At 46.3% G+C, this 23,917-nt stretch carries 17 protein-coding genes and 1 other annotated feature; of the genes, 12 read left to right on the forward strand and 5 right to left on the reverse strand.

The genetic code is table 11. The features are described 5' to 3' along the window. Positions 1 to 102: 102 nt before the first annotated feature. The gene (locus LOZ80_RS02235; RefSeq protein ID WP_238169895.1) at positions 103 to 1,923 is read left to right on the forward strand and encodes a peptidoglycan D,D-transpeptidase FtsI family protein; all 1,821 of its coding nucleotides are present in this window, start codon (positions 103 to 105) and stop codon (positions 1,921 to 1,923) included. On the opposite strand, the gene LOZ80_RS02240 is transcribed toward LOZ80_RS02235, so the two are convergent. Continuing rightward, on the reverse strand, positions 1,909 to 3,177 hold the full coding sequence (locus LOZ80_RS02240; RefSeq protein ID WP_238169896.1) for an ATP-binding protein: 1,269 nt from the start codon (positions 3,175 to 3,177) through the stop codon (positions 1,909 to 1,911). The genes LOZ80_RS02235 and LOZ80_RS02240 overlap by 15 nt on opposite strands. A 192-nt stretch (positions 3,178 to 3,369) precedes the next feature. Here LOZ80_RS02240 and LOZ80_RS02245 point away from each other — a divergent pair, with 192 nt between their 5' ends. After that, a complete protein-coding gene (locus LOZ80_RS02245; protein ID WP_238169897.1) occupies positions 3,370 to 4,197 on the forward strand; it encodes a lipoate--protein ligase family protein in 828 nt (275 codons plus the stop codon). A 44-nt stretch (positions 4,198 to 4,241) separates the two neighbouring features. On the opposite strand, the gene LOZ80_RS02250 is transcribed toward LOZ80_RS02245, so the two are convergent. Then, positions 4,242 to 4,973: an alpha/beta hydrolase gene (locus LOZ80_RS02250; RefSeq protein WP_238169898.1), complete on the reverse strand. Its 732-nt coding sequence runs from the start codon at positions 4,971 to 4,973 to the stop codon at positions 4,242 to 4,244. 263 nt (positions 4,974 to 5,236) lie between these two features. Here LOZ80_RS02250 and pdhA point away from each other — a divergent pair, with 263 nt between their 5' ends. The 5 genes from pdhA (at position 5,237) to LOZ80_RS02275 (ending at position 12,532) form a co-directional block, all read left to right on the forward strand. Further along, positions 5,237 to 6,319: a pyruvate dehydrogenase (acetyl-transferring) E1 component subunit alpha gene (gene pdhA / locus LOZ80_RS02255; RefSeq protein ID WP_238169899.1), complete on the forward strand. Its 1,083-nt coding sequence runs from the start codon at positions 5,237 to 5,239 to the stop codon at positions 6,317 to 6,319. 58 nt (positions 6,320 to 6,377) lie between these two features. Next, entirely contained in the window at positions 6,378 to 7,358 is a 981-nt protein-coding gene (locus LOZ80_RS02260; RefSeq protein WP_238169900.1) for an alpha-ketoacid dehydrogenase subunit beta, read from the forward strand. Positions 7,359 to 7,389: 31 nt separating this feature from the next. After that, positions 7,390 to 8,706 carry a dihydrolipoamide acetyltransferase family protein gene (locus tag LOZ80_RS02265; RefSeq protein ID WP_238169901.1) on the forward strand — a complete coding sequence of 439 codons (1,317 nt, stop codon included), beginning with the start codon at positions 7,390 to 7,392 and terminating at the stop codon, positions 8,704 to 8,706. A gap of 4 nt (positions 8,707 to 8,710) precedes the next feature. Then, positions 8,711 to 10,126, forward strand: coding sequence for a dihydrolipoyl dehydrogenase (gene lpdA, locus LOZ80_RS02270; RefSeq protein ID WP_238169902.1), 1,416 nt, complete (start codon positions 8,711 to 8,713; stop codon positions 10,124 to 10,126). A 255-nt stretch (positions 10,127 to 10,381) separates the two neighbouring features. Continuing rightward, entirely contained in the window at positions 10,382 to 12,532 is a 2,151-nt protein-coding gene (locus LOZ80_RS02275) for a methyl-accepting chemotaxis protein (RefSeq protein ID WP_238169903.1), read from the forward strand. A 6-nt stretch (positions 12,533 to 12,538) separates the two neighbouring features. Here the strand turns inward: LOZ80_RS02275 and serC are convergent, their stop codons facing one another. Beyond that, positions 12,539 to 13,630, reverse strand: coding sequence for a 3-phosphoserine/phosphohydroxythreonine transaminase (gene serC, locus LOZ80_RS02280; RefSeq protein WP_238169904.1), 1,092 nt, complete (start codon positions 13,628 to 13,630; stop codon positions 12,539 to 12,541). Positions 13,631 to 14,033: 403 nt separating this feature from the next. Between serC and LOZ80_RS02285 the strand changes: the two genes are divergently transcribed. The 5 genes from LOZ80_RS02285 (at position 14,034) to ileS (ending at position 21,054) form a co-directional block, all read left to right on the forward strand. After that, entirely contained in the window at positions 14,034 to 14,981 is a 948-nt protein-coding gene (locus tag LOZ80_RS02285) for an aldo/keto reductase family protein (protein WP_238169905.1), read from the forward strand. Between the two features lie 88 nt (positions 14,982 to 15,069). Beyond that, positions 15,070 to 15,630, forward strand: a complete 561-nt coding sequence (locus LOZ80_RS02290; RefSeq protein WP_238169906.1) for a dihydrofolate reductase family protein — start codon at positions 15,070 to 15,072, stop codon at positions 15,628 to 15,630. A 425-nt stretch (positions 15,631 to 16,055) separates the two neighbouring features. Next, positions 16,056 to 16,616, forward strand: a complete 561-nt coding sequence (locus LOZ80_RS02295) for an AAA family ATPase (protein ID WP_238169907.1) — start codon at positions 16,056 to 16,058, stop codon at positions 16,614 to 16,616. Positions 16,617 to 16,926: 310 nt separating this feature from the next. Then, positions 16,927 to 17,601, forward strand: a complete 675-nt coding sequence (locus LOZ80_RS02300) for a cupin domain-containing protein (RefSeq protein WP_238169908.1) — start codon at positions 16,927 to 16,929, stop codon at positions 17,599 to 17,601. A 56-nt stretch (positions 17,602 to 17,657) separates the two neighbouring features. Further along, positions 17,658 to 17,914, forward strand: a binding site (T-box leader). 56 nt (positions 17,915 to 17,970) lie between these two features. Continuing rightward, positions 17,971 to 21,054 carry an isoleucine--tRNA ligase gene (gene ileS / locus LOZ80_RS02305; RefSeq protein WP_238169909.1) on the forward strand — a complete coding sequence of 1,028 codons (3,084 nt, stop codon included), beginning with the start codon at positions 17,971 to 17,973 and terminating at the stop codon, positions 21,052 to 21,054. Between the two features lie 37 nt (positions 21,055 to 21,091). Here the strand turns inward: ileS and LOZ80_RS02310 are convergent, their stop codons facing one another. Both LOZ80_RS02310 and LOZ80_RS02315 read right to left on the reverse strand, forming a co-directional pair. Further along, entirely contained in the window at positions 21,092 to 22,264 is a 1,173-nt protein-coding gene (locus tag LOZ80_RS02310; RefSeq protein WP_238169910.1) for an FtsW/RodA/SpoVE family cell cycle protein, read from the reverse strand. 210 nt (positions 22,265 to 22,474) lie between these two features. Next, positions 22,475 to 23,869 carry an ABC transporter substrate-binding protein gene (locus LOZ80_RS02315; protein WP_238169911.1) on the reverse strand — a complete coding sequence of 465 codons (1,395 nt, stop codon included), beginning with the start codon at positions 23,867 to 23,869 and terminating at the stop codon, positions 22,475 to 22,477. Positions 23,870 to 23,917: the final 48 nt, after the last annotated feature.

Here is a 23,917-nt window from a genome sequence, read left to right on the forward strand (position 1 = left end):
GAGAGTGGATTTTTTATGTTAGGGGCGCTTAGCAAGCCGTTTGACAAGGGTCAGGAATGACGATACTGAATGTTATACCAACTTTTAGTTAGGAGTAAGGAAATGAAACCAAGCCAATTGTCGGCTCTTGAAAAACGTCGGATCTTTCTTGTGCTTTTCGCTATCCTTCTTCTGTTTATAGGGATCATAGGCAAGCTTTTTTGGATACAAATTGCGGCAACAGAGAATTATTCATCCCGAGGTGTTAATTTGCTCAAAAACTCGGTCATTCAAAGGCAGAGAGCTTTGGTGCTCGATAGCGGCCGAGGTGAAATTCTGGATCGCAACCTTAAGCCATTGACAGGGAAAATGATAAAATCACTGGTTGTGTTCCCTATGAGCAAGGAAGTCAGAGTTGATCCGCAGCAGGTTAATCAGCTTGTTCGGATTTTGCAGACAACCAAGGAACGCTGGCTTGCTTTCTCCAGTCAATTGAAAGAACCGCAAGTCTGGAGTGTGACAGATACAGGGAAACCCGTTGCTTTGAGTGCTGGGCAGGAGGCTCAGATACAGACTTTGACCTTGCCGAATGTGAAGGTGACTGAGATGGAAGATCGCTATCCCACCGGGATGACGGCTCGTCAGTTGATTGGGTTTATCGGGCAAAACCCGGATCGCGTGATGCGTTTGTATGGGGATGATTTGGAAAAGGGCAAGCTGACACTTACTTCCAAAATTGGTGGCGCCGGCCTTGAAAAAACCTTTGACTTGTTTCTCCGCGGCATAGGTGAGACCTCTATCTCTTATTTCACGGATGCAGGGAAACGGCCGCTGGCTGGGTTGGATGCCCGTATGATTGCCCCTGATAATACGTTCTATCCGGTTAAGCTAGTGATCACACTAGATGGCAGTATACAACAGAGAATCGAAGCGTTGATGGATAGCATGCAAATTCGAGATGGCGCCGTAGTCGTGCAGGAAGTGAAGCAAGGTGATATTGTTGCCATGGCGAGCAGGCCCAATTATGATCCGACGCAAGTTGATCTGGCAAGTAATAACTGGAGCAATTATGCAGTAAAAGCGACAGCGCCAGGATCTATTTTCAAAACAGTAGTTGCTGCTGCGGCGCTGGATGAAGGTGTTGTTGATCCTAAGGAGACATTTAACTGTGAAGGGGCTCTTGGCAAATATGGCTTTACATGCTGGTTAAGAGCAGGGCATGGGCCGCTAACCTTAGAACAAGGCTTCGCACAGTCCTGCAACATTGTATTTGCCAAAGTGATGCAGCGGCTTACAGCCAGTCAGTTGGAGACTTATGCCCACAAACTAGGGGTTCTGAATGAAGTGGGATGGACTGGGAAAACAGATACCCAGCTTATCCTTCACCAATTGGATGCTGAGGAGAGTGGCCAGCTATTTGGCGCGCATACCCCGCACGATGACGAAGGTGTTCTGATGCAAACAGCCATTGGCCAAAGAGATGTGATGATGACTCCGCTGCAAGCTTCGAATATGATCGTCACTTTACTGAATGGCGGCAAAGGATATTCGCCTAGGGTTGTTCAAGAAATTCGTTATCAGACAGATCGCCTGATGGAAAGCTATGCCCCCAAGTTGCAGCAGGTTGAAGCGGGGCGTGTGTCAGCTGCTACCAGCAAAACATTGCTAAACTGGATGAGAGAAGTTGTGACTGACGGCACGGGAAAAGGTCTGCAGGATGCCAAGTGGAAATTGGCGGGTAAGTCAGGAACAGCTCAGATGCAGAACGGGAAACAGGAGAAAGTGAATCAATGGTTTATTGGATATGGACCTGTTGCGACGCCAAAGTACGCGGTGTCTGTCGTCGTTAAGAACTTGAATGCATCGGATAGCAACAAGTCCATCCCCTTGTTTAAAGGTGTTATGGATATTCTGGCCAGCAGCGAAGGATCAAGCGGCCGGTAAAGAAATGGTAAAACAGGTCCCATGCTCCGGTTCACTCGTCACATCAATGAGTCCGCCGAATGTTTTGATGATCCGATAAGAGACCATGAGACCTAGCCCTGTGCCTTTATTCTTGGTTGAGTAAAATGGCGTTCCCAGACGGTCTACTTGCTCAGCTGTCATGCCGATTCCGTTATCCTTGATTTGCAGGATGATCTTCGTTTTGTCACGGAAGCCGGAGACTTGCAACAGACCGCCGCTAGGCATGGCTTCGATGCCGTTTTTCGTTAAATTGACCAAGCATTGTATCAGTTTCTCACTGTTGGCTTTGACTAAGAGAGCAGGTTCCATGTCGATACTGACTTCTACTCCGCGCATGGCAGCGTACGGATTAATGAGATTGATAAGTTTGTGCGATAAACTCGACACGTCCAGCTCTTCGAGCTTTTCCGCCTGTGGTTTGGCGAAAGATAAATAATCAGTAATAATGTTCTGTGCGCGGTCGATTTCTTCGATAACCATCGAGGTATAAATCAGTTTCTTTTCTTCCGTAACAGTAGATTGACTGAGAATTTGCATAAAACCACGGGCAACGGTCATTGGGTTTCTAATCTCGTGGGCAACAGAAGCGGCTAATTCACTTAGCACATTCAGCTTCTCTGATCGCTGAACTTCTTGGCGCATGGCACTGTTTTCTCGAATACGAACGATCAGATAAGTTAACAACCACATCGTGAGCATATGTACGAGACAAAATAATAAGCCATAAAGAAGAAAGGGTTTATCTACAGCGACGAATGAACCGATCCGATAAAGCATGGTTATACAGAAGGTAGCTATGGCGCTGATGAAGGCAAGAAGACTGGGAAACATGACTTTGGGGGTTAAGTGCTTCCAATTACTTAATGCGATGAAAGCCAAGATGAAGGGTACAAGAAGAGCAGACAAAGTAATAATCGAGATAAAATTGGACCCATCGATGTAGAAGGCGTAGGCTAGGATGATCGTGGATACTGTAAGGCCAGATCGAATGCCTCCGTAGAGAAAGGCGACAAGAACAGGGATAATGCGCAAGTCAAAGTCGTCACCTGTTATTGTGAAAAATGGATGCGACATACAAAATATCGCGGCCATGGAGCAGCTCAGACCAATTAATGGGCGACCTAATCTTCTGAAATTGAAGGGATTGGGCCGATCGAGCCATAGGATGTGACAGAGTAAGATCGGTGAGGTTAGTACCAAAATATTGAGTAGTAAGTCGTCAATTACATTCAATGATCTCGCCTACTTAATTAAAAATTTGATTGCTTAGTTTTTATTTCGACAGTAAATATGAAAATCCTTTGATTCTTTCCAAAATTTTGATGTTTTATGACATGGATAGCCCAGATATGCATTGCGACTAGGTCTAGGATAGCATACAATTCTCTAGGAGCACTTAATTTACTGGTTCAGGAGAATAAAAAGATGACCCAAATACCTATATCTACATCAGCTATGATTGTTTTGGATCGGTCCGGTGAAACGGAATCGAAACCAATTTTATATGCTTTTGCGCTGGAGGAGCTTCTATGCAGGGCCATTGGACAGGGGACTCCGCCTATTTTGCACATTTGGAGGCACCCTAGGTCTTTTGTAATGGGACTCAGAGACAGCAGGCTTCCAGAAGCTGCAGCAGCCCGCACTTGGCTGACTGAGATGGGCTACGAAACAGCGGTTAGAAACTCTGGAGGCGCCGCGGTTCCGCTTGATTTGGGCGTCGTGAACATCTCTCTGTTAATGCCCAAAGAGGCAGGTGATATGGAACATCGCAAAGATTTTGATTCCATGGTAGCCTTGATTCGCGAAGTTATGGGTTCTCTGACAGATCAGATTGAACAAGGAGAAGTACTGGGCTCCTTTTGTCCTGGCGAGTTTGATCTAAGTGTCAAAGGGCGGAAATTTTGCGGCATTGCGCAACGCAGGCAGCAGCGGGCTATTTCAGTGCAAGCCTTCATAATTGTAGAAGGGACTGGCGAGGAAAAGGCATCGCTGGCTAGAAATTTCTATGAGAGAGCCGCGGGTGAAGCTTCTTCTACCGATTATCCCATAGTGGCGCCGGGCAGTATGGCAAGTTTATCGGAATGTCTGGAGATTCCTTTGACGTCTGAGCTTTTCATAGCTAATCTACTCGAGGCCATGGCAGCCAAAGGGGGGCAAGTGAAGAAACGGGAGGAAATCCCCGGGTATCCTGAAGAACAACAAATTCAAGAAATGATGGAACTGTTGAAGAATCGTTATGCGATCAAAGTTTGAAACAAAACGGCCCAATCTCTCTGTTGAGGATTGGACCGTTTTATTTAAGCAAGGAAATAATGCAGCGCTGCGTCCAGCTCCCCCTGCCAAAATCCCCACAGATGCTTGCCTGGTTTCTCAATATAATGAAGTTTGACATCCTTGGTGTCCATTTCCTCTTTGGCTAACCGGTTTTCGCGGACAAAATCAAAAGTGCCACGCTCCGTCTTTACATCCGTTTCATCCAATCCTATCAACATGTACACCTCTAGCCAAGATAAATCATCCTCAGCTTTGATCCGTTCTCGCGTGATGTCAAAAAATGCGCCTGATAAGGATATAACGCGGCAAAAAAGGCTAGGATAATCTAAGGCGAGATGCAAGGATACAGTCCCTCCCAGTGAGTCTCCTGCAACAATACGTTCTGTTCGTTCGGTACGGACAGGATAACGGCTTTCTACATAAGGGAGGAGCTCCTCTGCGAAAAAGCGGCAATAGGCATCATGACGGTCTCCTTCAGGCGCATATTCGGAAGTTCGGTTGACATTATTCACATCCACGCCGACCACGATGGTGGGCTCCAGATCTTCATCTAAGATGCAGCGCGTGAGGGTCGTGGCAATTCGCCCGAAATTAAAGAACTGTTCACCGTCTTGGCAGTAAATGACAGGGTAGGACAGCAGTTCGTTGTAACCAGGAGGCAAATAGATGCGAAGTGAACGATTTTCTTGAAGATGAATCGAGGATAGTTCATCTTTGATAATGGTCCGTTTATAAAAGCGAGAATCATCTGACATGTGTAGGCTCCTTTGAAATGCGCTTGGGTATTTTTGGGGATTAGAGCGTAAGTTTATTTGGAAAAGGGTAAGGTGTATTATAGCAGTTGTAAATTTTGTGTTAACTGTATTATATATTTTCCGAAACTGTACTATTCAATTCTCTGAATAAAGGTCATATACCACAAGGATACTGGTGTACAATTCACGAAAACAGGTTTATAATAATACTATAACAGAAGTGTAGCTAGCAGGCATCAAAATCATATAAGAGGTGAAATGGTATGAGTAAGCCACTTGTCAGCCAAGCAAATTATGAAGTGACCACAGAAAAGGTTGAGCCTTTACAAGTTCTGGCTCCAGACGGCACAATTGTTAATTCCGACAAAATGCCTAATCTTAGCGATGACCAATTAAAAGAATTAATGAGAAGAATGGTATTCACTCGTGTATGGGACGAAAGAGCTGTCAATCTCGGTCGTCAAGGACGTCTTGGTTTCTACGCACCGGTATCCGGACAAGAAGCTTCCATGATCGGTAGTGAATTTGCTTTAAATAAAGATGATTTTATTTGCCCAGGTTACCGCGATATGCCGCAGCTCGTATGGCACGGACTTCCGCTTTACCAAGCATTCCTATATTCCCGCGGTCATCAACATGGCGGTCAAATTCCGCAAGACGTGCACGTCTTAATGCCGCAAATCATTATCGGCGCACAAATTTTGCATGCTACTGGTGTAGCCATGGCATTCAAAAAGCGTAACCAACCGCGTGTAGCGATCACGTATACGGGTGACGGCGGTAGTTCCGAGGGCGACTTCTATGAAGGCATGAACTTTGCAGGCGCGTTCAAATTGCCTGTCATTTATTTTGTGCAAAATAACGGTTATGCCATCACAACTCCTTATTCCAAACAAACAGGAGCACTTTCTGTTGCCCATAAAGCACTTGCTGCCGGTATCAAAGGCGTTCAAGTTGACGGCATGGACGTATTGGCTGTTGTTCAAGCTGTAACGGAAGCTGCTGAAAGAGGACGCAGAGGCGAAGGCGCTACGTTAATCGAAGCATTGACATACCGTTACCGTCCGCATTCCTTGGCTGATGATACGACGAAATATCGTACCAAAGATGAAGAGTCCGATTGGGAGCCGAGAGATCCGCTTACGCGCATGCGTTTGTTCTTGACCAAAAAAGGTCTATGGAACGAAGAAATAGAAGCCCAAGTAAAAGAAGAAGCGAAAGCAACCGTTGCCGAGCATATTAAAAAAGCGGAAGAAACTGAGAAAATGACAGTCTCCGGCTTAATTGATTCCATGTTCGAAGTAACACCATCACATCTCGAAGAACAGAAGCAAGCGTATAAATAAATAATCAGCTTACGATGCAAGTTTTCTCACGAAAACAATTAGGAGGCACGGAGAAGTCATGGCACAAATGACGATGATTCAAGCGATAAAAGACGCTATGCGCGTTGAATTGGAAAGAGATCCAAATGTAATTTTGTTCGGTGAAGACGTTGGCCATGTTGGTGGCGTGTTCCGTGCGACAGAAGGTTTGCAAAAAGAATTCGGCGAAGACCGCGTATTTGATACACCGCTTGCTGAGTCCGCTATCGGCGGACTCGCGGTTGGTCTTGGTGTTCAAGGCTTCCGCCCGATCGCAGAAATTCAATTCGTCGGTTTTATCTATGAAGCTCTTGACCAAATTTGCGTACAAGCTGCTCGTATGCGTTACCGTTCCGGTGGACGTTATAACTCACCGATCGTTTTCCGTACACCTTTTGGCGGTGGCGTAAAAGCGGCTGAGCTGCATACGGATGCACTTGAAGGCTTATTAGTTCAAACGCCTGGGATTAAAGTTGTTGTACCTTCCAACCCATATGATGCCAAAGGACTGCTTATCGCGGCTATTCGCGATAATGACCCTGTCTTCTTCATGGAGCATCTGAACTTATACCGCGCATTCCGCGCAGAAGTACCAGAAGGCGAGTACACGGTTGAGCTGGGGAAAGCGAATGTCGTTCGCGAAGGCTCTGACGTTACGATTATCACTTACGGTGCTATGGTCCACACTTCTGTGAAAGCTGCAGAAGAAATCGAAAAAACACAAGGCGTGAAAGTCGAAGTGATCGATCTTCGTACGCTGCTTCCGCTTGATATCGATACGATTGTTACTTCCATTAAGAAAACGAATCGTGCGATTATCGTGCAAGAAGCTCAAAAAACTTCCGGTGTTGCAGCAGAAGTTATTGCACAAATTAATGAAAAGGCTATTCTACACCTGGAAGCTCCGGTTCTGCGTATTTCTCCGCCAGATACCGTCTATCCGTTCGCTCAAATCGAAGACGCTTGGTTGCCTAGTCCAGCAAGTGTCATTGCAGGGATTAATCAAGTACTCGAATTCTAATCACAGTCGAAGGTAATAGGAGGTAGTGCACGTGGCATTGTTTGAATACAAGTTCCCAGAGCTTGGTGAAGGCATACATGAAGGCGAGATCGTCAAACTGTTGGTTAAAGCGGGTGACACCGTAACAGACGAGACGATCCTTATGGAAGTACAAAACGACAAAGCGGTTGTCGAAGTACCTTGTCCGGTTGAAGGGAAAGTCGTTGCTGTTTCCGTAAAAGAAGGACAAGTGTGCAACATCGGCGAGCTTGTGATGACGATTGAAGTGACAGGTGAGATGCCTGCGGAATCCATGCATCACAAGAGCGACAGCCACGCTGCGCCTGCAGCGGCTCCTGCTGCCCCAGCGGCGGCAGCACCGGCTCCTACAGCAGCGCCTGCGGCAGCTGCTCCAGCACCTGCGGCCGCGCCGAGCGCGGGCCGCGAAGTGCTTGCGACGCCTAGCATCCGCAAGCTTGCAAGAGAAAAAGGCATCACACTCGCAGAGGTGACGCCTACAGGGAAGCACGGCCGCGTAACACGCGAGGACGTGCTTGGCTTCAGCGGAGCGGGCGCAGCCGCAGCTCCGGAAGCTGATACAGCTGCCGTAGCAGCAGCTGGTGCAGCGGCACCTGCGGCGGCTCCGCAGCAGGTTGTCGTGGGCGATCGCGTCGAAGAGCGGATTCCATTCAAAGGAATCCGCAAAATCATCGCGAACGCTATGGTGAAATCCGTGTACACTGCACCGCATGTGACACTGATGGACGAAATCGACGTGAGCGCATTAGTCGCTCTGCGTGAGCGCACGAAGCCGCTTGCCGAGAAAAAAGGCGTGAAGTTGACTTACCTGCCTTTCATCGTGAAAGCCTTGGTCGCCGCTTGCCGTCAATTCCCGGTTATGAACGCCATGATCGACGAAGAGAAGCAAGAAATCGTCTACAAAAAGTACTACAACATCGGTATCGCAACGGATACAGAGAATGGCTTGCTCGTTCCTGTCATCCATGATGCTGACCGCAAAAACGTATGGTCCATCGCCTCTTCCATCAAAGATTTGGCAGTTCGCGGACGCGAAGGCAAATTGTCTCCGAACGAGATGAAAGGCGGCACGATCTCCATTACGAACATTGGTTCTGTAGGCGGTATGTTCTTCACGCCAGTTATCAACTTCCCTGAAGTTGCGATCCTGGGCGCTGGGCGTATCACTGAAAAGCCTGTTGTGAAAAACGGTCAAATCGTTGCCGCATCGGTTATGGCGCTTTCCTTGAGCTTCGACCACCGTATCGTGGATGGAGCGACAGCACAAAGCTTCTTGAACTACATCAAACAGCTTCTGGCTGATCCAGAGCTTCTCGTCTTGGAGGTGTAACAGCATGGTAGTAGGAGATGCTTCTTTAGATATTGACTTGTTGGTCATCGGTGCTGGCCCAGGCGGTTACGTAGCGGCAATTCGCGCTGCTCAGCTTGGACAAAGTGTTCTGATTGTTGATAAATCGGATTGGGGCGGCGTATGTTTGAACCGCGGCTGTATCCCTTCCAAAGCTTTGATCTCTGCGGCTCACACCTACGAGCATGCCCAGCATGCGGATAGCATGGGGATTTCCGTGGACAACGTGAAGGTTGACTTCGCGAAAGTGCAAGCGTGGAAAAACAGTATCGTTGCTAAGCAAACAGGCGGCGTTAGCGCGCTGCTCAAAGGCAACAAGATCCAAACGTTCCAAGGCGAAGTGATGTTCATCAATGAGCACGAAGCGCGTGTGTTCAATGACGCAGAAGCTCCTCGTTACCGCTTCAAGCACTGTATTATCGCGACGGGTTCCCGTCCGATTGAGCTTAAGGCGTTCCCTTACGGCGGAAGAATTATTTCTTCCACCGAGGCGCTGAACTTGCCTGAAATTCCGAAAAGCATGGTCGTTATCGGCGGCGGCTACATCGGAATCGAGCTTGGCCAAACGTACGCGAAATTCGGTACGAAAGTCACTGTTCTTGAAGGTTCTGACCATGTGCTTCCAGGCTTCGAGAAAGAATTGACGAAGCTTGTTGCCCGCAACCTGGAGAAAGTTGGCGTTGAGGTTCATACTGAAGCGTTAGCGCAATCGTGCACGAAAACAGACAACGATGTAACGGTTACTTTCACTGTCAAAGGTGAAGAGAAACAAGTGACAGCGGATTATGTGCTCGTAACGGTTGGTCGCCGTCCAAATACAGATGGCGAGCTTGGTCTTGATCTTATTAACTTGAAATTGACGGACCGTGGACTGATCGAAGTTGATAACCAAGGCAGAACAAGCATTCCTCATATCTTTGCTATCGGAGATGTTGTACCAGGTCTTTCCTTGGCACACAAAGCTTCTTATGAAGCTAAAGTCGCTGCTGAAGCTATTGCAGGCCACTCCAGTATCGTAGATTACAAAGCTATGCCAGCTGTTGTATTCTCAGATCCGGAAATTGCCGGAGTAGGACTGAGTGAAACGGAAGCCAAAGCACAAGGAATCAATGTAACAATCGGCAAGTTCCCTTATGCAGCTAACGGCCGCGCCAACTCTTTGAACGCAGGTCAAGGCTTTGTGAAGCTTGTCGGCGACAAAGAAACAGGCCAACTGCTTGGTGGTCAAATCGTTGGTCCAGAAGCTTCGAACTTGATCGGAGAGCTTGCTCTTGCGGTTGAGATGGGCGCTAATCTGGAAGACATTGCGCTTACCATTCATGCACATCCTACCTTGACTGAAATGATTATGGATGCAGCAGAAGGTGCCCTTGGACACCCGATTCACCAATTGGGTAAATAAGTAACTTAACGTTATTCCCTGGTTTCTACTACCTTTAGATAAAAAGTCCCGAGAGTTTGGCCTAGGCCGCTCTACGGGACTCTTTTATTTATATGCGGAAATTCGTTTTGTGTTAGATATTTTGACATATTTTTCTCAATTCTTTGTGCAAGTGATTTAATCTAATGCGAAATTTGTCCGAAATTGTCAATTCTATAGTACAATGATCTCGATAATTGTTCATGTTAGAATAACTGACAAAGGTGATGAGATCACATGGAAAAGTTCGATAGACTTCGCGCTTGGAGAGGCTCACATGCTTTTAAACCCGCCATTTCGATGATGAACAAGCTGCGTTATCCGCAGAAGTTCTTCGTCATTGGCGGGGTTTTTGTTGTGCCGATTCTCATTCTGACGGTTCAATTATTTATGAGCGTTACCCAAGACATTCGGACGGTCAAGCGGGAGATGCGCGGTATTGCGTATCAGGGTTATTTGGGTGAATTGATGATCGCTATGGATACCTATAGTCGAAGTCTTGGCCAGGGGGCAAATGGCGGGCCGCCGGCGAACAGCGAACCTAGTTCTGTGATTAAAGAAAGAACCGATCGTATTTTATCTGCCATGAAACAAGAGAATGGGATGGCGAATGCTCTCCAGATCGATGAAAAGATTTTTAAGGAATTAACGGATCAATGGACATCGCTGACGAGCGGGAGTGAAGCTATCAGTCAGAACTTTTATGAAATACAACATGAGGGAATGGAACAGCATGTGATGCTGCTTATGGAGGAAGTCAGTCAGTCTGCGAATTTGGCTCTTGATCCTGAGCTTGTCAGTCATTATCTCATCGATCTTACCGTAGATCTGTTTCCAGATTACTGGACGAAGCTGGAGAAAGTCGAGCTGATCGGGAAAGAAGTTGCTGTACGTGGACAAATTAAAAATCCGCAGGAACAAGAAGATCTAATCCGTTTGAGCGGAGATATAGAAGCACTGCTTGCCCGTATCACCAGCACGACTGAGACGATACAGAAGAAGAATCCGGAACTAAGCGTTCAAATGGGAGAGCTTCTGGACAAGAATCGTTCTGCAGCCAGCGTGATTGTAGACATCCTCAATGAAAAAATGGTGAATGCCGGGGTCATTCAGATCACCCCCAAAGCAATGCTTGACGCCAGTCAGGAAGCTAAACAAGCGGGCATTCAACTTTACCAGAGCCAGAGGGAGCTTCTGAACAACCAATTGCAGCAAAGAGTCCATATTCATATGCGGAATATGGTTGTGATTACGGTTATCATCCTGGCGATGCTTGTCTGTGTTGCCTATTTATTTGCTGCCTTCTATCTGGCTGTGAAGAGAGGGATAGATGAGCTGGGCAAAGCATCAATTAAGCTTGTGGAAGGTGATCTGACGGTAAGGGTGAAGGCCGAAACGAAGGATGAATTTCAGCAAGTTATTATGGCTTTTAATAATTTGGCGGATAGTTTCATGGAGGTGGTGGGGCAAAGCAGAGTGGTAGTCGAACGAGCTTATGCTTCCTCCGAGCATCTTAAAGTGTCTGTACAGGACACAACCCGAGGTTCCCAAGAGATATCAACGATTATGGTAGAAGTCGCCGCGGGATCGGAAGTCTTGGTGCAAGCTGCTGAAGAGACATCGACGGCCATGAGCGAAGTTTCCTCCGGTATCCAGCGTATTGCCGAAACGTCATCTCTGGTTGCAGAGGCAGCAACAGAAGCCGCAGATGAAGCTAGACAAGGATATATAGGAGTCAACCAAGCCATTGAACAAATGGATGCGATTAAAATAAAAGTTACCGAAACATCGGCAACGCTTGCCCATTTGGTCGAAACGGCGAGACATATTGACCGGATTTTGGAAGTGATCCGAGATATTTCGGAACAAACGAGGCTGCTCGCGCTGAATGCTTCGATTGAAGCTGCACGTGCCGGTGAGCATGGGCGGGGCTTCCAGGTCGTGGCGACGGAGGTCAGAAAGCTTGCTGACCAATCCTCGGAATCTGTCAAACAAATCGCTCACATGATTGCAAGCGTTCAATTCAGTTCCAAGGAAGTGGCTAGCAAAGCACAGGCCGAGATTATTGAGGTTGAGAAAGGCGGTGCTATGTTAACACGGGTAGGCACAACCTTTGACTCGATATTGAAATCAGTTGATCGTGTAGCGGAACAGATTCAGGAAGTCTCTGCCGCTTCCGAACAAATTTCTGCGAGTACAGAGCAGGTGTCAGCTTCCATGGAAGATAGCGTCCACATCTCGAAGAAAGCAACAGCGCATACACAGAATGTAAAAGCCTCTTTAATGCAGCAAGTTGCCTCAACACGGGAAGTTGCAGCATCTTCTGACATGCTTAACCAGTTATCGAATGAACTGCTTGAGGCTTTGGCCAAATATCGCTTGCAGTAGGAAGATTCAGCCTTGTTTTTGAGCAAAAGCAATCATTAATTCGGCTAATGCTTGGCAAGCCTCCACCGGCACGGCATTGTAGGCCGATGCTCGCAAGCCGCCGACACTGCGGTGGCCTGCCAAGCCTTCGAAACCGTGTGCCAATGATTCTTGAATAAAGGCTTTCTCTAAAGCTTCATCTGCCATGCGCCATGTGATATTCATATCAGATCGATCCTTATGTGCAATGATTCCTTTGTAAAAGCCATTGCTGTTATCGATCACATCGTAAACCAACTTGGCTTTGCCTGCATTCTGTTGTTCGAGTGCCGCAACACCGCCTTGTTGCAGAACCCATTTCAGCATAAGATTCATCATATAAATGGCATGCACCGGTGGTGTGTTGAACAGCGATTGGTGTTTGGCAAATGTTTCATAACGCATAATTTCTGGGATCAACTTGGAGCCTTGCAGCAGCCAATCTTTGCGTAGAATGGCTACTGTGACTCCGGCAGGTCCCAGATTTTTTTGAGCACCGGCATAGATCATGGAAAAAGGCTGAAGATCAAGTTTTCGGCTCAAAATGTCACTAGTCATATCGGCAACGAGTGGCGTGCTTCCGACATTCGGAATCGAATTGAAGCGGGAGCCTTCAATTGTGTTGTTTAGGGTGAGATGAAGATAGGCGGGATTGCCGCTCAGTTGGATCTCATCCAAGAGTGGGATATGGCTCCAATTCTGATTTTTGGAGCTTGCTGCAATCGCGGCTTGCCCGATATATGTTGCTTCTTTATAGGCCTTTTCGGCGAAGCTGCCGGTTAGCACATAATGTGCGGTCTGATTTGTGTGCAGAAAATTCATAGGAAGCAGTGCGAATTGTGCGCTTGCTCCTCCGCCCATGAAAAGCACGTCATATTCGCTTGTTGGCAAATTTAATAATTGCAGCAGCAACTGTTGTGTCTCGTGATTCAGTTCTTCAACTCCGCGGCTGCGATGGGACATCTCCAGCAAAGAAATGCCATTCCCTTGATAGTCCACGAAGGTTGCTTGGGCTTCTTCCAGCACCTCCAAAGGCAAAGCTGCGGGTCCTGGGTTAAAATTGTACAAACGTTTCGTCATTGCGTGTTACCTCCCGTTAGTGGTTTTTCGAACGATATGACTTTGAAAAACGACAAAAAACGCCCTCATCCGATTGGGACGAGGAGCGTTTGCTCGCGGTGCCACCCAATTTAAGAAACATTCCGGTGAATGCTTCTCCACTTGGTTCCGCGGTAACGGGCGGTGCCGGTTAACTTAGATTGACAGCTACAGCAGCAGTCATATCTTGGCGATAACGCCTCCGAGTTGGATTCTCTTCCTAGGCACGATCATGTATGAATATTGATATGTAGTATAAATCGAAAACGACAAAAAATCAATCGTTTCTGGAGAAGTTTTCCTCTGAATCTACGAAGTGATATAATAAACTGAACGCGCGTTTAAATCGAGGATTTAATCTAAAAAAGGAAAGAGGCGTTGTCAGATGCAATACCGGAGATTGGGTAGAACAGGGTTAAAAGTAAGTGAAATCAGTCTGGGCAGTTGGCTAACCTACGGTAATTCTGTTGCAGAAGAAACGGTTGCCAAGCTGACACAGCGGGCTTTTGATTTAGGAATTAACTTCTTGGATACAGCGAATGTTTATGCCAGAGGCGAGGCTGAGATTTTGCTTGGAAAAGCTTTGAAATCGCATTCCCGTGATTCCTATGTGCTTGCCACGAAAGCATTCTGGCCGATGGGCGAAGGTCCCAACGACAGAGGGCTATCGCGCAAACATGTGTTTGAGCAAGTTCATGCCAGCTTAAAACGTCTGCAAACAGACTACGTCGATATTTTCTATTGCCACCGCTATGACCCTGAGACACCTGTTGATGAAACTTTGCGCACGATTGAAGATATGGTTCGTCAAGGCAAGGTTCTGTATGTTGGCGTTAGTGAGTGGACTGCTTCGCAAATTCAGGAAGGGCTGTCTGTGGCGGATCGCTACTTGCTCGATCGAATTGTTGTGAATCAGCCGCAATACAATATGTTCAATCGCACGATTGAGTCTGAAATCATTCCGCTGAGTGAGCGAAACGGCGTCTCTCAAGTCGTCTTTTCACCGCTGGCACAAGGTGTGCTGACGGGCAAATACCGCAAAGGGCAGCCGCTGCCGGAGGGAAGTCGAGCGAATGATTCCTCGGCGAATGCGTGGATTTTTAATTTCCTTACCGATACTCATTTGGATAAGGTTGAGCAGCTGACTGGCATTGCGAGCGAGTTGGGTATTTCGTTGTCTACCTTGGCACTTGCCTGGATTCTAAGACAGCCTAATGTAGCAAGCGCGCTTGTCGGTGCGACCCGGATTGAGCAGCTGGAAGAAAACGTGAAAGCATCTGGTGTGGTATTGCCGGCTGATGTTGTTCAGAAGCTCGAAGAGATTTTGGCTTAAAAATAGATTGCAAACACATAGAACCTCATTCCTTCTGATGCTAATCAGCGGGGATGAGTTTTTTTACAGTATCCATTAGGAGGCAGTTATGAGAAAAGTAATCGTGTTTAATCGACTATCACTGGATGGTTTTTTTACTGGACTTAATGGGGAAATTGATTGGTTTCTGCATGATCCGGAAGTGGATAAAGCTGCGCATGAATATATGCATGCAGACACATTACTATTTGGCAAGTTGACTTATCAGATGTTCGTGAGTTATTGGCCGAATGTAGCGACGAACCCTAATGCACCTGAGCAGGCCCGAGCGTTGGCGGAAGAGCTAAATCAGATGACGAAAGTCGTCTTTTCCAACAGCTTGGAAGAAGCAACTTGGGTGAACAGCAGATTGATCAAAGATAATCTTGTGGAAGAAGTTAGAGCTTTGAAGCAAGGCGATGGCGCGGATATTACCGTATTTGGCAGTGGCACTATCGTTCAGCAGCTTGTGGATGCGGGCTTGATTGATGAGTTATTGATTGTGGTCACTCCAGTTGTTTTGGGTACGGGTAGAGGGTTGTTTGACAACGTAGGGAAAATGAATCTAAAGCTTCTTGCCTCCAGAGGGTTTGGGTCAGGGAATGTTTTGCTGTATTATGGGATTCGTTAAAGTGGCAGTGGAATAAGGTGATGGTCTTATTTTACGAAATATTGCGGGTTTGTGGGACGCTATTCTTGCAAAAAGTGTCATTGTCGAGAGCATGAGGGAACTACAGGGCGCTATTCCAGCCCAAAGTGTCCATATCGCGAAGCTGAGGGAACTACAGTTCGCTATTTTGCTATTCCGCGGGAATTTTATCGCTTTTCGTGGAAATAAGACCCTGTAGTTCCGCTATGACCCTCGCATCCCTGTTATTTGCCTAAATAACGTACTATAGTTCCCTCACAAGGCTTTGTCGCTAATAAGAGGCTGACTCTCCTGGCGGCGAAGCCGTTTTTTTCAGGAAAGTTATATGAACTAGTTCTTTCCCTTGCATGCTTACAGATTCTGGATTACTGTCAGGTTAATGTTCGACATGGAGATGAGGCTGAGTTATGAAATTAATAATTATTTTTGGACCACAAGCCGTTGGTAAAATGACAGTAGGACATGAACTAGAAAAAGTGACTGGAATGACAGTCTTTCATAATCATATGACGATTGACCTGCTCTATCCCTTTTTTGGATTTAGTAAAGAAACATGGAGACTTGTCGACTTATTTCGGACAGAAATATTTGAAGCTGTGTCTAAAAGCAATGATCTGAGCGGAATGATTTTTACCTATGTGTGGGCATTTGATCAGCAATCCGACTGGGAATTTATCGATAAAGTTTACGATATATTTGAATCAAAGGGTAGTGAGGTTTACTTGGTTGAGCTTGAAGCAGATTTATCCAAGAGGCTTGAACGTAATAAATCACCACACAGGCTTGAACATAAATCAACGAAAAGAAATGTAGAACAATCGGAACAAAATCTAAGAATGACCGCTGAGAATCACAGATTGAACTCTCTAGAAGATGAGATCAAGCGGGCAAACTATATAAGAATTAATAATACAAATTTAAGTCCTGAGGAAGTTGCTAGAATGGTTAAAGACAGGTTTCAATTGTGAAATTAGATCGCAAGCCTATGAGAGTATCATGCAAGAGACAGGGTGGATTGTGAGAGTCGGATTCCTGTTATGCGGCATCAAGTTTCAAACGATGGTTGGGCTCCTATTGAAGAATATTTGCACATTCTTACACACGAGAATAAACAAGTGAAAATTATGTTTGAACATCGTTCAGATTTGGTAAAAGAGGAGGAACTGTTGGCTTGTTACAGCTGGGTAGAGGCAATTATCACCTAGACTCCTGTCACGATTATAACTCCGCTGCATATCATGGGTGCATATAAACTAACGGAGTGGAGTGGAAAGATGGATGCCTGCACCTACGCCTAGTACCGTGTACACGAACCCTAATGTGCAGTATTTTTTCGATATTAACAAGAATCGCTTGATGACACGAAATGCGGAAAATTTCATTAATCGCCTAGGGCGGGATAATTTAAATACGCTTGGCAATGTGTCTATGCTCGATATTTACTTGAGCAGAGGGCGTGTGGTTGAGCCGCATTATCACCAAAATGCTTCTGAACTTGTCTATTGTATTCAAGGGAAAGCCATGATTTCTCTGATCAACCCGTTCGATAATGAAATTACCAACATCACGGTAACGCCCGGACAAGTGGGCAATATTCCGCAGGGCTGGTGGCATTGGGAAGTAGCTTTAGAAGATGATACCCACTTGCTGGCGATTTTTGATGCGCCTTATCCGGAGTATATTTTCGGGTCTGATATTCTTACCAAAACGCCGATCGAAGTTCTTGCCCATACGTATTGTTTGGATCCTGAACTTTTGAAGAAAGTGCTCAAACCTCTTAATAACGAAACGATTATTATTGGACCTACGGATGAATGTGTGATGCAAGCGCACGAGCAAAACAAACAGTATGGTCATGGATCTTATATGAATATGCAGAGCCAGCCCCAGACAATGCCGCAATACTCAAATCCCCCACAAAGCCCTATTCACTACGGGTATCCAAATCGTTAATTGACATTGAAGCGTAAATGGTGTAAAAATAAAGGAATTACATGTTCAACTATGATTTAAATTTGTTGACGAGAACGAGTAAGCTAATACCTTGTTTCCCAGAGAGTTGGCCAAGAGCTGAAAGCCAATATGCAGGAATTAGTCGAAAATCCTCTCCGAGAAGGAAAGCTGAAGGAATTGAGTAAGCTGCCCCGGGATCCCGCCGTTACAAGGGCCGCGTATGTTCGTACGCAGAATAAGGAGCTGTGATGGTCAAGACGATTGATCATTATGGAACTAGGGTGGTATCGCGAGAGGTAATCTCGTCCCTTACGGGGCGGGATTTTTTTGTTTTTTCATACCAGGAAAATAGAGGAGCGTTTGTAACTGATGAGAAAAGTTGACGTGAAAGAGAAAGCAAGAACACGCGATCTGCGTGTGTTGGAGCAATGGAAACAGAACGATACTTTCCACAAATCGATTGAGAATCGCAAAGGCAAACCGAATTTCGTCTTCTATGAAGGACCACCGACAGCGAACGGTTCACCTCATATCGGACACGTGCTCGGCCGTGTTGTGAAGGATTTCATTTGCCGGTACAAAACGATGACGGGACACCATGTCGTCCGCAAGGCGGGTTGGGACACGCATGGCTTGCCTGTTGAGCTTGGCGTTCAAAAGCAGCTCGGAATTTCCGGCAAACAAGAAATTGAAGAGTATGGGGTAGCCGAGTTCGTCGAGAAATGCAAAAGCAGTGTATTTGAATATGAAAAGCAGTGGCGGGAATTGACCGAAGCCATCGCCTACTGGACGGACATGGATGATCCATATGTGACGTTGAAGAACGAGTATATCGAGAGCGTTTGGCATATTTTAGCGGAAGTGCACAACAAAGGATTGCTGTACAAAGGGCATCGGGTCAGTCCTTATTGTCCAGATTGCCAAACGACATTGAGTTCGCACGAAGTCGCGCAAGGTTATGAAGATGTGAAAGATTTGAGCGCTACGGTGAAATTCAAAAGTAAAAGCGGAAATGAGAACTTTTTGGCATGGACGACAACGCCTTGGACACTGCCAGCGAACGTAGCTTTGGCTGTGAACAACGATATCGACTATGCTAGGGTGAAATATCAAGATGAAGTCTATATCGTGGCCCAGAAGCTTGTGGAGAAGCTGTTCAAGCAAGACTACGAGATACTATCTGTCCATAAAGGGGCAGAGTTCGTTGGCACTTCCTACGAGCCGCCATTCGGCTATATCAGCCCGAACAAAGGTCATATCGTTGTAGACGCAGATTATGTTATGGATACAAGCGGTACGGGTATCGTTCATATTGCTCCCGCACATGGCGAGGATGATTATCGCACTGCTCGCCAGCACGAGTTGGACTTCGTGAACGTGGTCAATTTGGCGGGACGTTACCACGACCTGATCACCGACTTCGCTGGTCGCTTCGTCAAAGATTGCGATGTGGATATCGTGAAGTATTTATCCGAGCGCAATCTGTTATTTTCCAAAGAGCGGTACGAGCATAGTTATCCTTTCTGCTGGCGCTGTAAATCACCGCTGCTGTATTACGCCATGGAAAGCTGGTTTATCAAAACGACCGCTATCAAAGAGCAATTGATTGAAAATAACAGCAAAGTCGATTGGTATCCTGGGCACCTTCGAGAAGGCCGTTTTGGAAAGTTTCTGGAGGAACTTGTGGATTGGAACATCAGTCGCAACCGTTATTGGGGTACTCCGCTTAACGTCTGGTTATGCGATGATTGCGGGTGCGAATATGCTCCTGGAAGTCGCAAGGATTTACAGGGAAAATCGGTGCAGCCGCTAGACGAAAACTTAGAGCTGCATAAGCCTTATATCGATGAAGTGAAGCTTCGCTGCTCTTGTGGAGGCGTCATGCACAGAACCTCTGAGGTTATCGATGTCTGGTTCGATAGCGGTTCTATGCCGTTCGCACAGTATCATCATCCTTTTGGAGATGAAGCGCTGTTCAATGAGCAATACCCGGCAGACATGATCTGCGAAGGGATTGATCAAACGAGAGGCTGGTTCTTTAGCTTGCTAGCGGTTTCAACGTTGTACAATGGGAAAGCACCTTACAAAGCTGTGCTTTCTACAGGTCACGTTTTGGACGAGAATGGGCAAAAGATGTCCAAAAGCAAAGGAAACGGTATCGATCCTTGGGATATCATCAATGAGTTTGGCACGGATGCGTTTCGCTGGGCTCTGCTTGCGGACAGCGCTCCATGGAACAGCAAACGATTCTCTAAGCAAATCGTAGCGGAAGCGAAGTCCAAACTGGTGGATACGCTCAACAATACACATGCTTTTTATGCGTTATATGCAGAGATTGACCAGTATAAGCCAGAGGATCACCCGAAACTCTCCTCCGAGAATGAGTTGGATCGCTGGATCATCTCGCGGCTGAACAGCACCTTGCAGAATGTGCGCAAAGGCTTGGAAATAAATGATTTCTTGAACCCTGCAAAGCAAATCGAGGCTTTTGTAGATGAGCTTAGCAACTGGTACATCCGCCGCTCCCGTGACCGTTTCTGGGGAAGTGAAATGACCGCTGATAAGGTATCCGCTTATCAAACGCTGCGTGAAGTCTTGCTGACGATTGCGCGGATGATCGCACCATTTGCACCGCTTATCGCAGAAGATATCTATGGGAATCTAGGCGGAGACGGAAGCGTTCATCTGGCGGATTATCCGCAAGAGAACCAATCCGTCATTGATTTAACCCTTGAACGCGAGATGGAAACGACTCGGCAAATTGTTGAACTGGCTCGCAACGTGAGGAATGAGACGGGGATCAAAACGCGTCAGCCGCTTTCCGAGATGATGGTTTCACTGAATGGTGATTTTGACTTGAGCCGGTTCGAGGATATCATCAAAGATGAAATGAATGTTAAAGTAATTCGTTTGGAACAAGGCGACAGTGGTTTTGTAGACTTCAACGTGAAGTTGAATCTGAAAGTAGCAGGGAAAAAGTACGGCAAGGCCGTCAGTCCTTTGCAAAATTATCTGAAGCAATTGTCTGCTGCAGAAACCAAACAAGCTATCGACAAGGGCTTCTTAACAGTGATAATCGAGGGAGCTGAGCTGCGTGTCGAGCTCGAAGATTTGCTTGTAGACAAGCAGGCAAAACCAGGCTTCGCATCAGCCTCCGGTAATCAGGTTACCGTTACCCTCAACACCACATTAACGGAGGAACTGGAACAAGAGGGACTTGTCCGGGAAGTGATCCGTGTTATACAGGATTATCGCAAAAAGCTGGAGCTTCCGATTGAAAAGAGGATCAACCTTGTCTTGGATGTGGGGTTGCCGCTGAAAGAAGCTTTGGAGCGCTTTGATCATGTGCTGCAAGAGAATGTGCTGCTTGCCGGGGTTAGATTCTCGAAGGTGGATGGCATGGAGCCGGTATCCATTGGGGATAAGAGTTTCGGTTTGCTGATTGAGGAGTAAGGAAGTGAAGCAGGTGCCGCGGCACCTGCTTTTTCCTTTAACCGACAAGAATATCGTCTATTTCAACATCATCGTAAATTCTAATATTGAGAACGAAACCAACGGAAAGCATATTGATTAATAATGAGGTGCCTCCGTAGCTAATAAATGGCAGGGTTATGCCAGTGATGGGCATAAGGCCGATGAGCATCCCGATATTTTCAAAAACTTGAAACAGGAACATCGCGGCAATACCGCCGATGATATAGATGCCAGCCTTATTGTTGATCATTAACGCGGTCGTTATCATTTTATAAATAAGAAGAAAGTAAAGTATGATCAACGCGGATGAACCCATAAATCCAAATTCTTCACCTATAACGACGAAAATGGAATCGGCATACGTATAGGGGACTTGTCCGCCTTGTACGGATCCACCGTGCAGGTAGCCGTCACCTTGTAAAGCTCCTGAACCGATGGCTCGAACGGATTGTTTCATGTGATAGGTAGCTTTCTCGGAAGCCTCCTCGGGCAAAAGGACGGCATCGATGCGATCCAGCCAGTAGGCTTTATTTTTAGATACCATGTAGGCTTGAACGTTCTCATGATATTTGACATAACTGTAGAGGGAAGATCCACATAAGACAATGACGATGCCTAGCCCGATTAAGGCATGCTTGAGCCGAATGTTGCCGAACCAACAGATGACGATGAAAATGACGAGATAACCGATGGAATTACCCAGATCGGGCTGCATCAGAACCAAAACAAAAGGAATAAATGTAATAACGCCCATGGGAATAACGTCCTTCAGAAAGTTAAGCGGTGCTTCCGGGCTTTTTCTATTAGAGAGATAATAAGCCAGAAAAAGAATCAAAATCAGCTTGCATAATTCAGCAGGCTGGAGGCTGATTGGACCTAATTTAAACCAGCCCTGCGCATTGTTTATCGTAGAACCTTTAAAATATAACAAGACCAACAGGCCTAGTCCAATAAGATAATAGGATGTTGAAAATTTGAGAATGACCCGGTAGTTAACAAAGAGCATGGCGAATAAAACGATAAAGCCCGCGATGTAATAGACGATCATTTTGACAGGAGAGTTAGCAAGATCAGGGTCTGTTAGGGTTGCGCTATATATACAAAAAATACAGATGAACATAAAAACGAGCAATAATAACAAGATAATCCAATCAAGCTTGGTGATAATTCTTTTGAGCAGAAATGCCATTCCAACTGTGCTCCTTCAAATTTAGTATGTGCGGTTATGAAACGCACGTTATTTAAATTAGACGGAGCTATTTACAAAAAGTTACATTTTATTTTCGATACACAGGCTCTAGCGAAGGTCTGCATCATGTAGCGCAAATTGCCATCGATCATCAAATAACCAAAGAGGAGCAAGGCGCCTAGGCGCCCTGCTCCTCTTGTTCGTTAAAGCCTACTTAACCGTTTTGTTATAAGCGGCAATCTTCTCTGTAATGCTCTTCGCAGCTCCATCGAGCGCTTCTTTTGGCGCTTTTTTGCCAGTTAAAGCTTCTTCGATGGCTGTTTCTACGATTTGACGGGCTTCGGGGAATACGCCCATGACAGCGCCTTGAGTTGCTTTATTCGCTTTGGTATTGTGAAGCTGGTCAATGGCCGTCTGGAATTGCGGATACTTGGCCAGGTTGTCCTTCACAAGCTGCTCGTCGTAAGCTTTTTTGGTAATAGGGAAGTAGCCAGTGTTTACGTGCCACCATGCTTGTGTTTGCGGAGTCGTGAGGAATTTAATGAATTCCCATGCTCCCTTTTGCTCAGCTTCGGATTTGTTGTTCAAGATGTACAGACTCGCTCCGCCTACAACGACACCGCCTTCTTTGGCATCCGCTGGCTTCGGCAGCGTGCTTGTCCCAACTTGGAATTTCCCGTCAGCACCGCTCACGATACCGCGAAGGGAGGCTGTGGAGTCCAGAGTCATCGCCACTTGACCAGCCAAGAATGCTTTCTTGGTATCATCGGTTTTGCGACCGAGGTTCGCGGAAGTTTTGTTGTCGACCATGTCTTTCCACCATGTCAATGTTTTTACGCCAGCTTCATTGTTAACCAGTGACTCCGTCGCTGAAGTTGTGCGACCGTTGCCATTATTCAAATATTCCACACCTTGATTGGCAAAGAATTGCTCCATGAACCAGCCATAGATCGCAAAGGAAGAACCGGATTTGCCGTCTTTGGACAGCGCTTTAGCGGCGGTGGCAATTTCTTCATACGTTTTTGGCGGCTTCTCGGGATCGAGACCGGCTGCTTTGAACATATCTTTGTTGTAGTAAAGGATTGGATTCGATGTATTGAAAGGCATAGAATAAAGTTTGTTATCAAATTTATAATAGCTCAAAATATTGTCTTCGAGCTGCGAAAGATCAAATTTATCTGCATCCACGAATTGCTGTACCGGCGTAATGGCTTTGGAGTCGATCATGAAGCGGGAACCAATTTCGTATACTTGAATGAGTGAAGGACCGCTTTTGGTATCCATGGAAGCTTTCATTTTGTTTAAGCTTTCGTCGTAGGTACCTTGGAAAACTGCTTCCACGATGACATTTTTCTGAGAAGCATTGAAGTCTGCAACCAATTTATCGACAGCTTTGCCAAGTTCGCCACTCATGGAGTGCCACCAAATGACTTTAACCGGCTCAGCCGATTTCTTGGTGTCAGTTGTCGCTGAAGGTGTAGAAGCTTTCGTGTCTGCTGTGCTGGCAGTTGTTGCCGTTTCTGCTTTACTGCCGCAAGCGCTGGTTAATAAGACCATCAGTGCGGTCATCGCAAGCGCGGAGCTTCTCATTTTCAATGATTTCATGTTCTTTGTTTCTCTCCCTTTTGTTTGCATTTTTTTATGGGAATCGAG

The organism is Paenibacillus sp. HWE-109, from assembly GCF_022163125.1.
Lineage (GTDB): Bacteria > Bacillota > Bacilli > Paenibacillales > NBRC-103111 > Paenibacillus_E.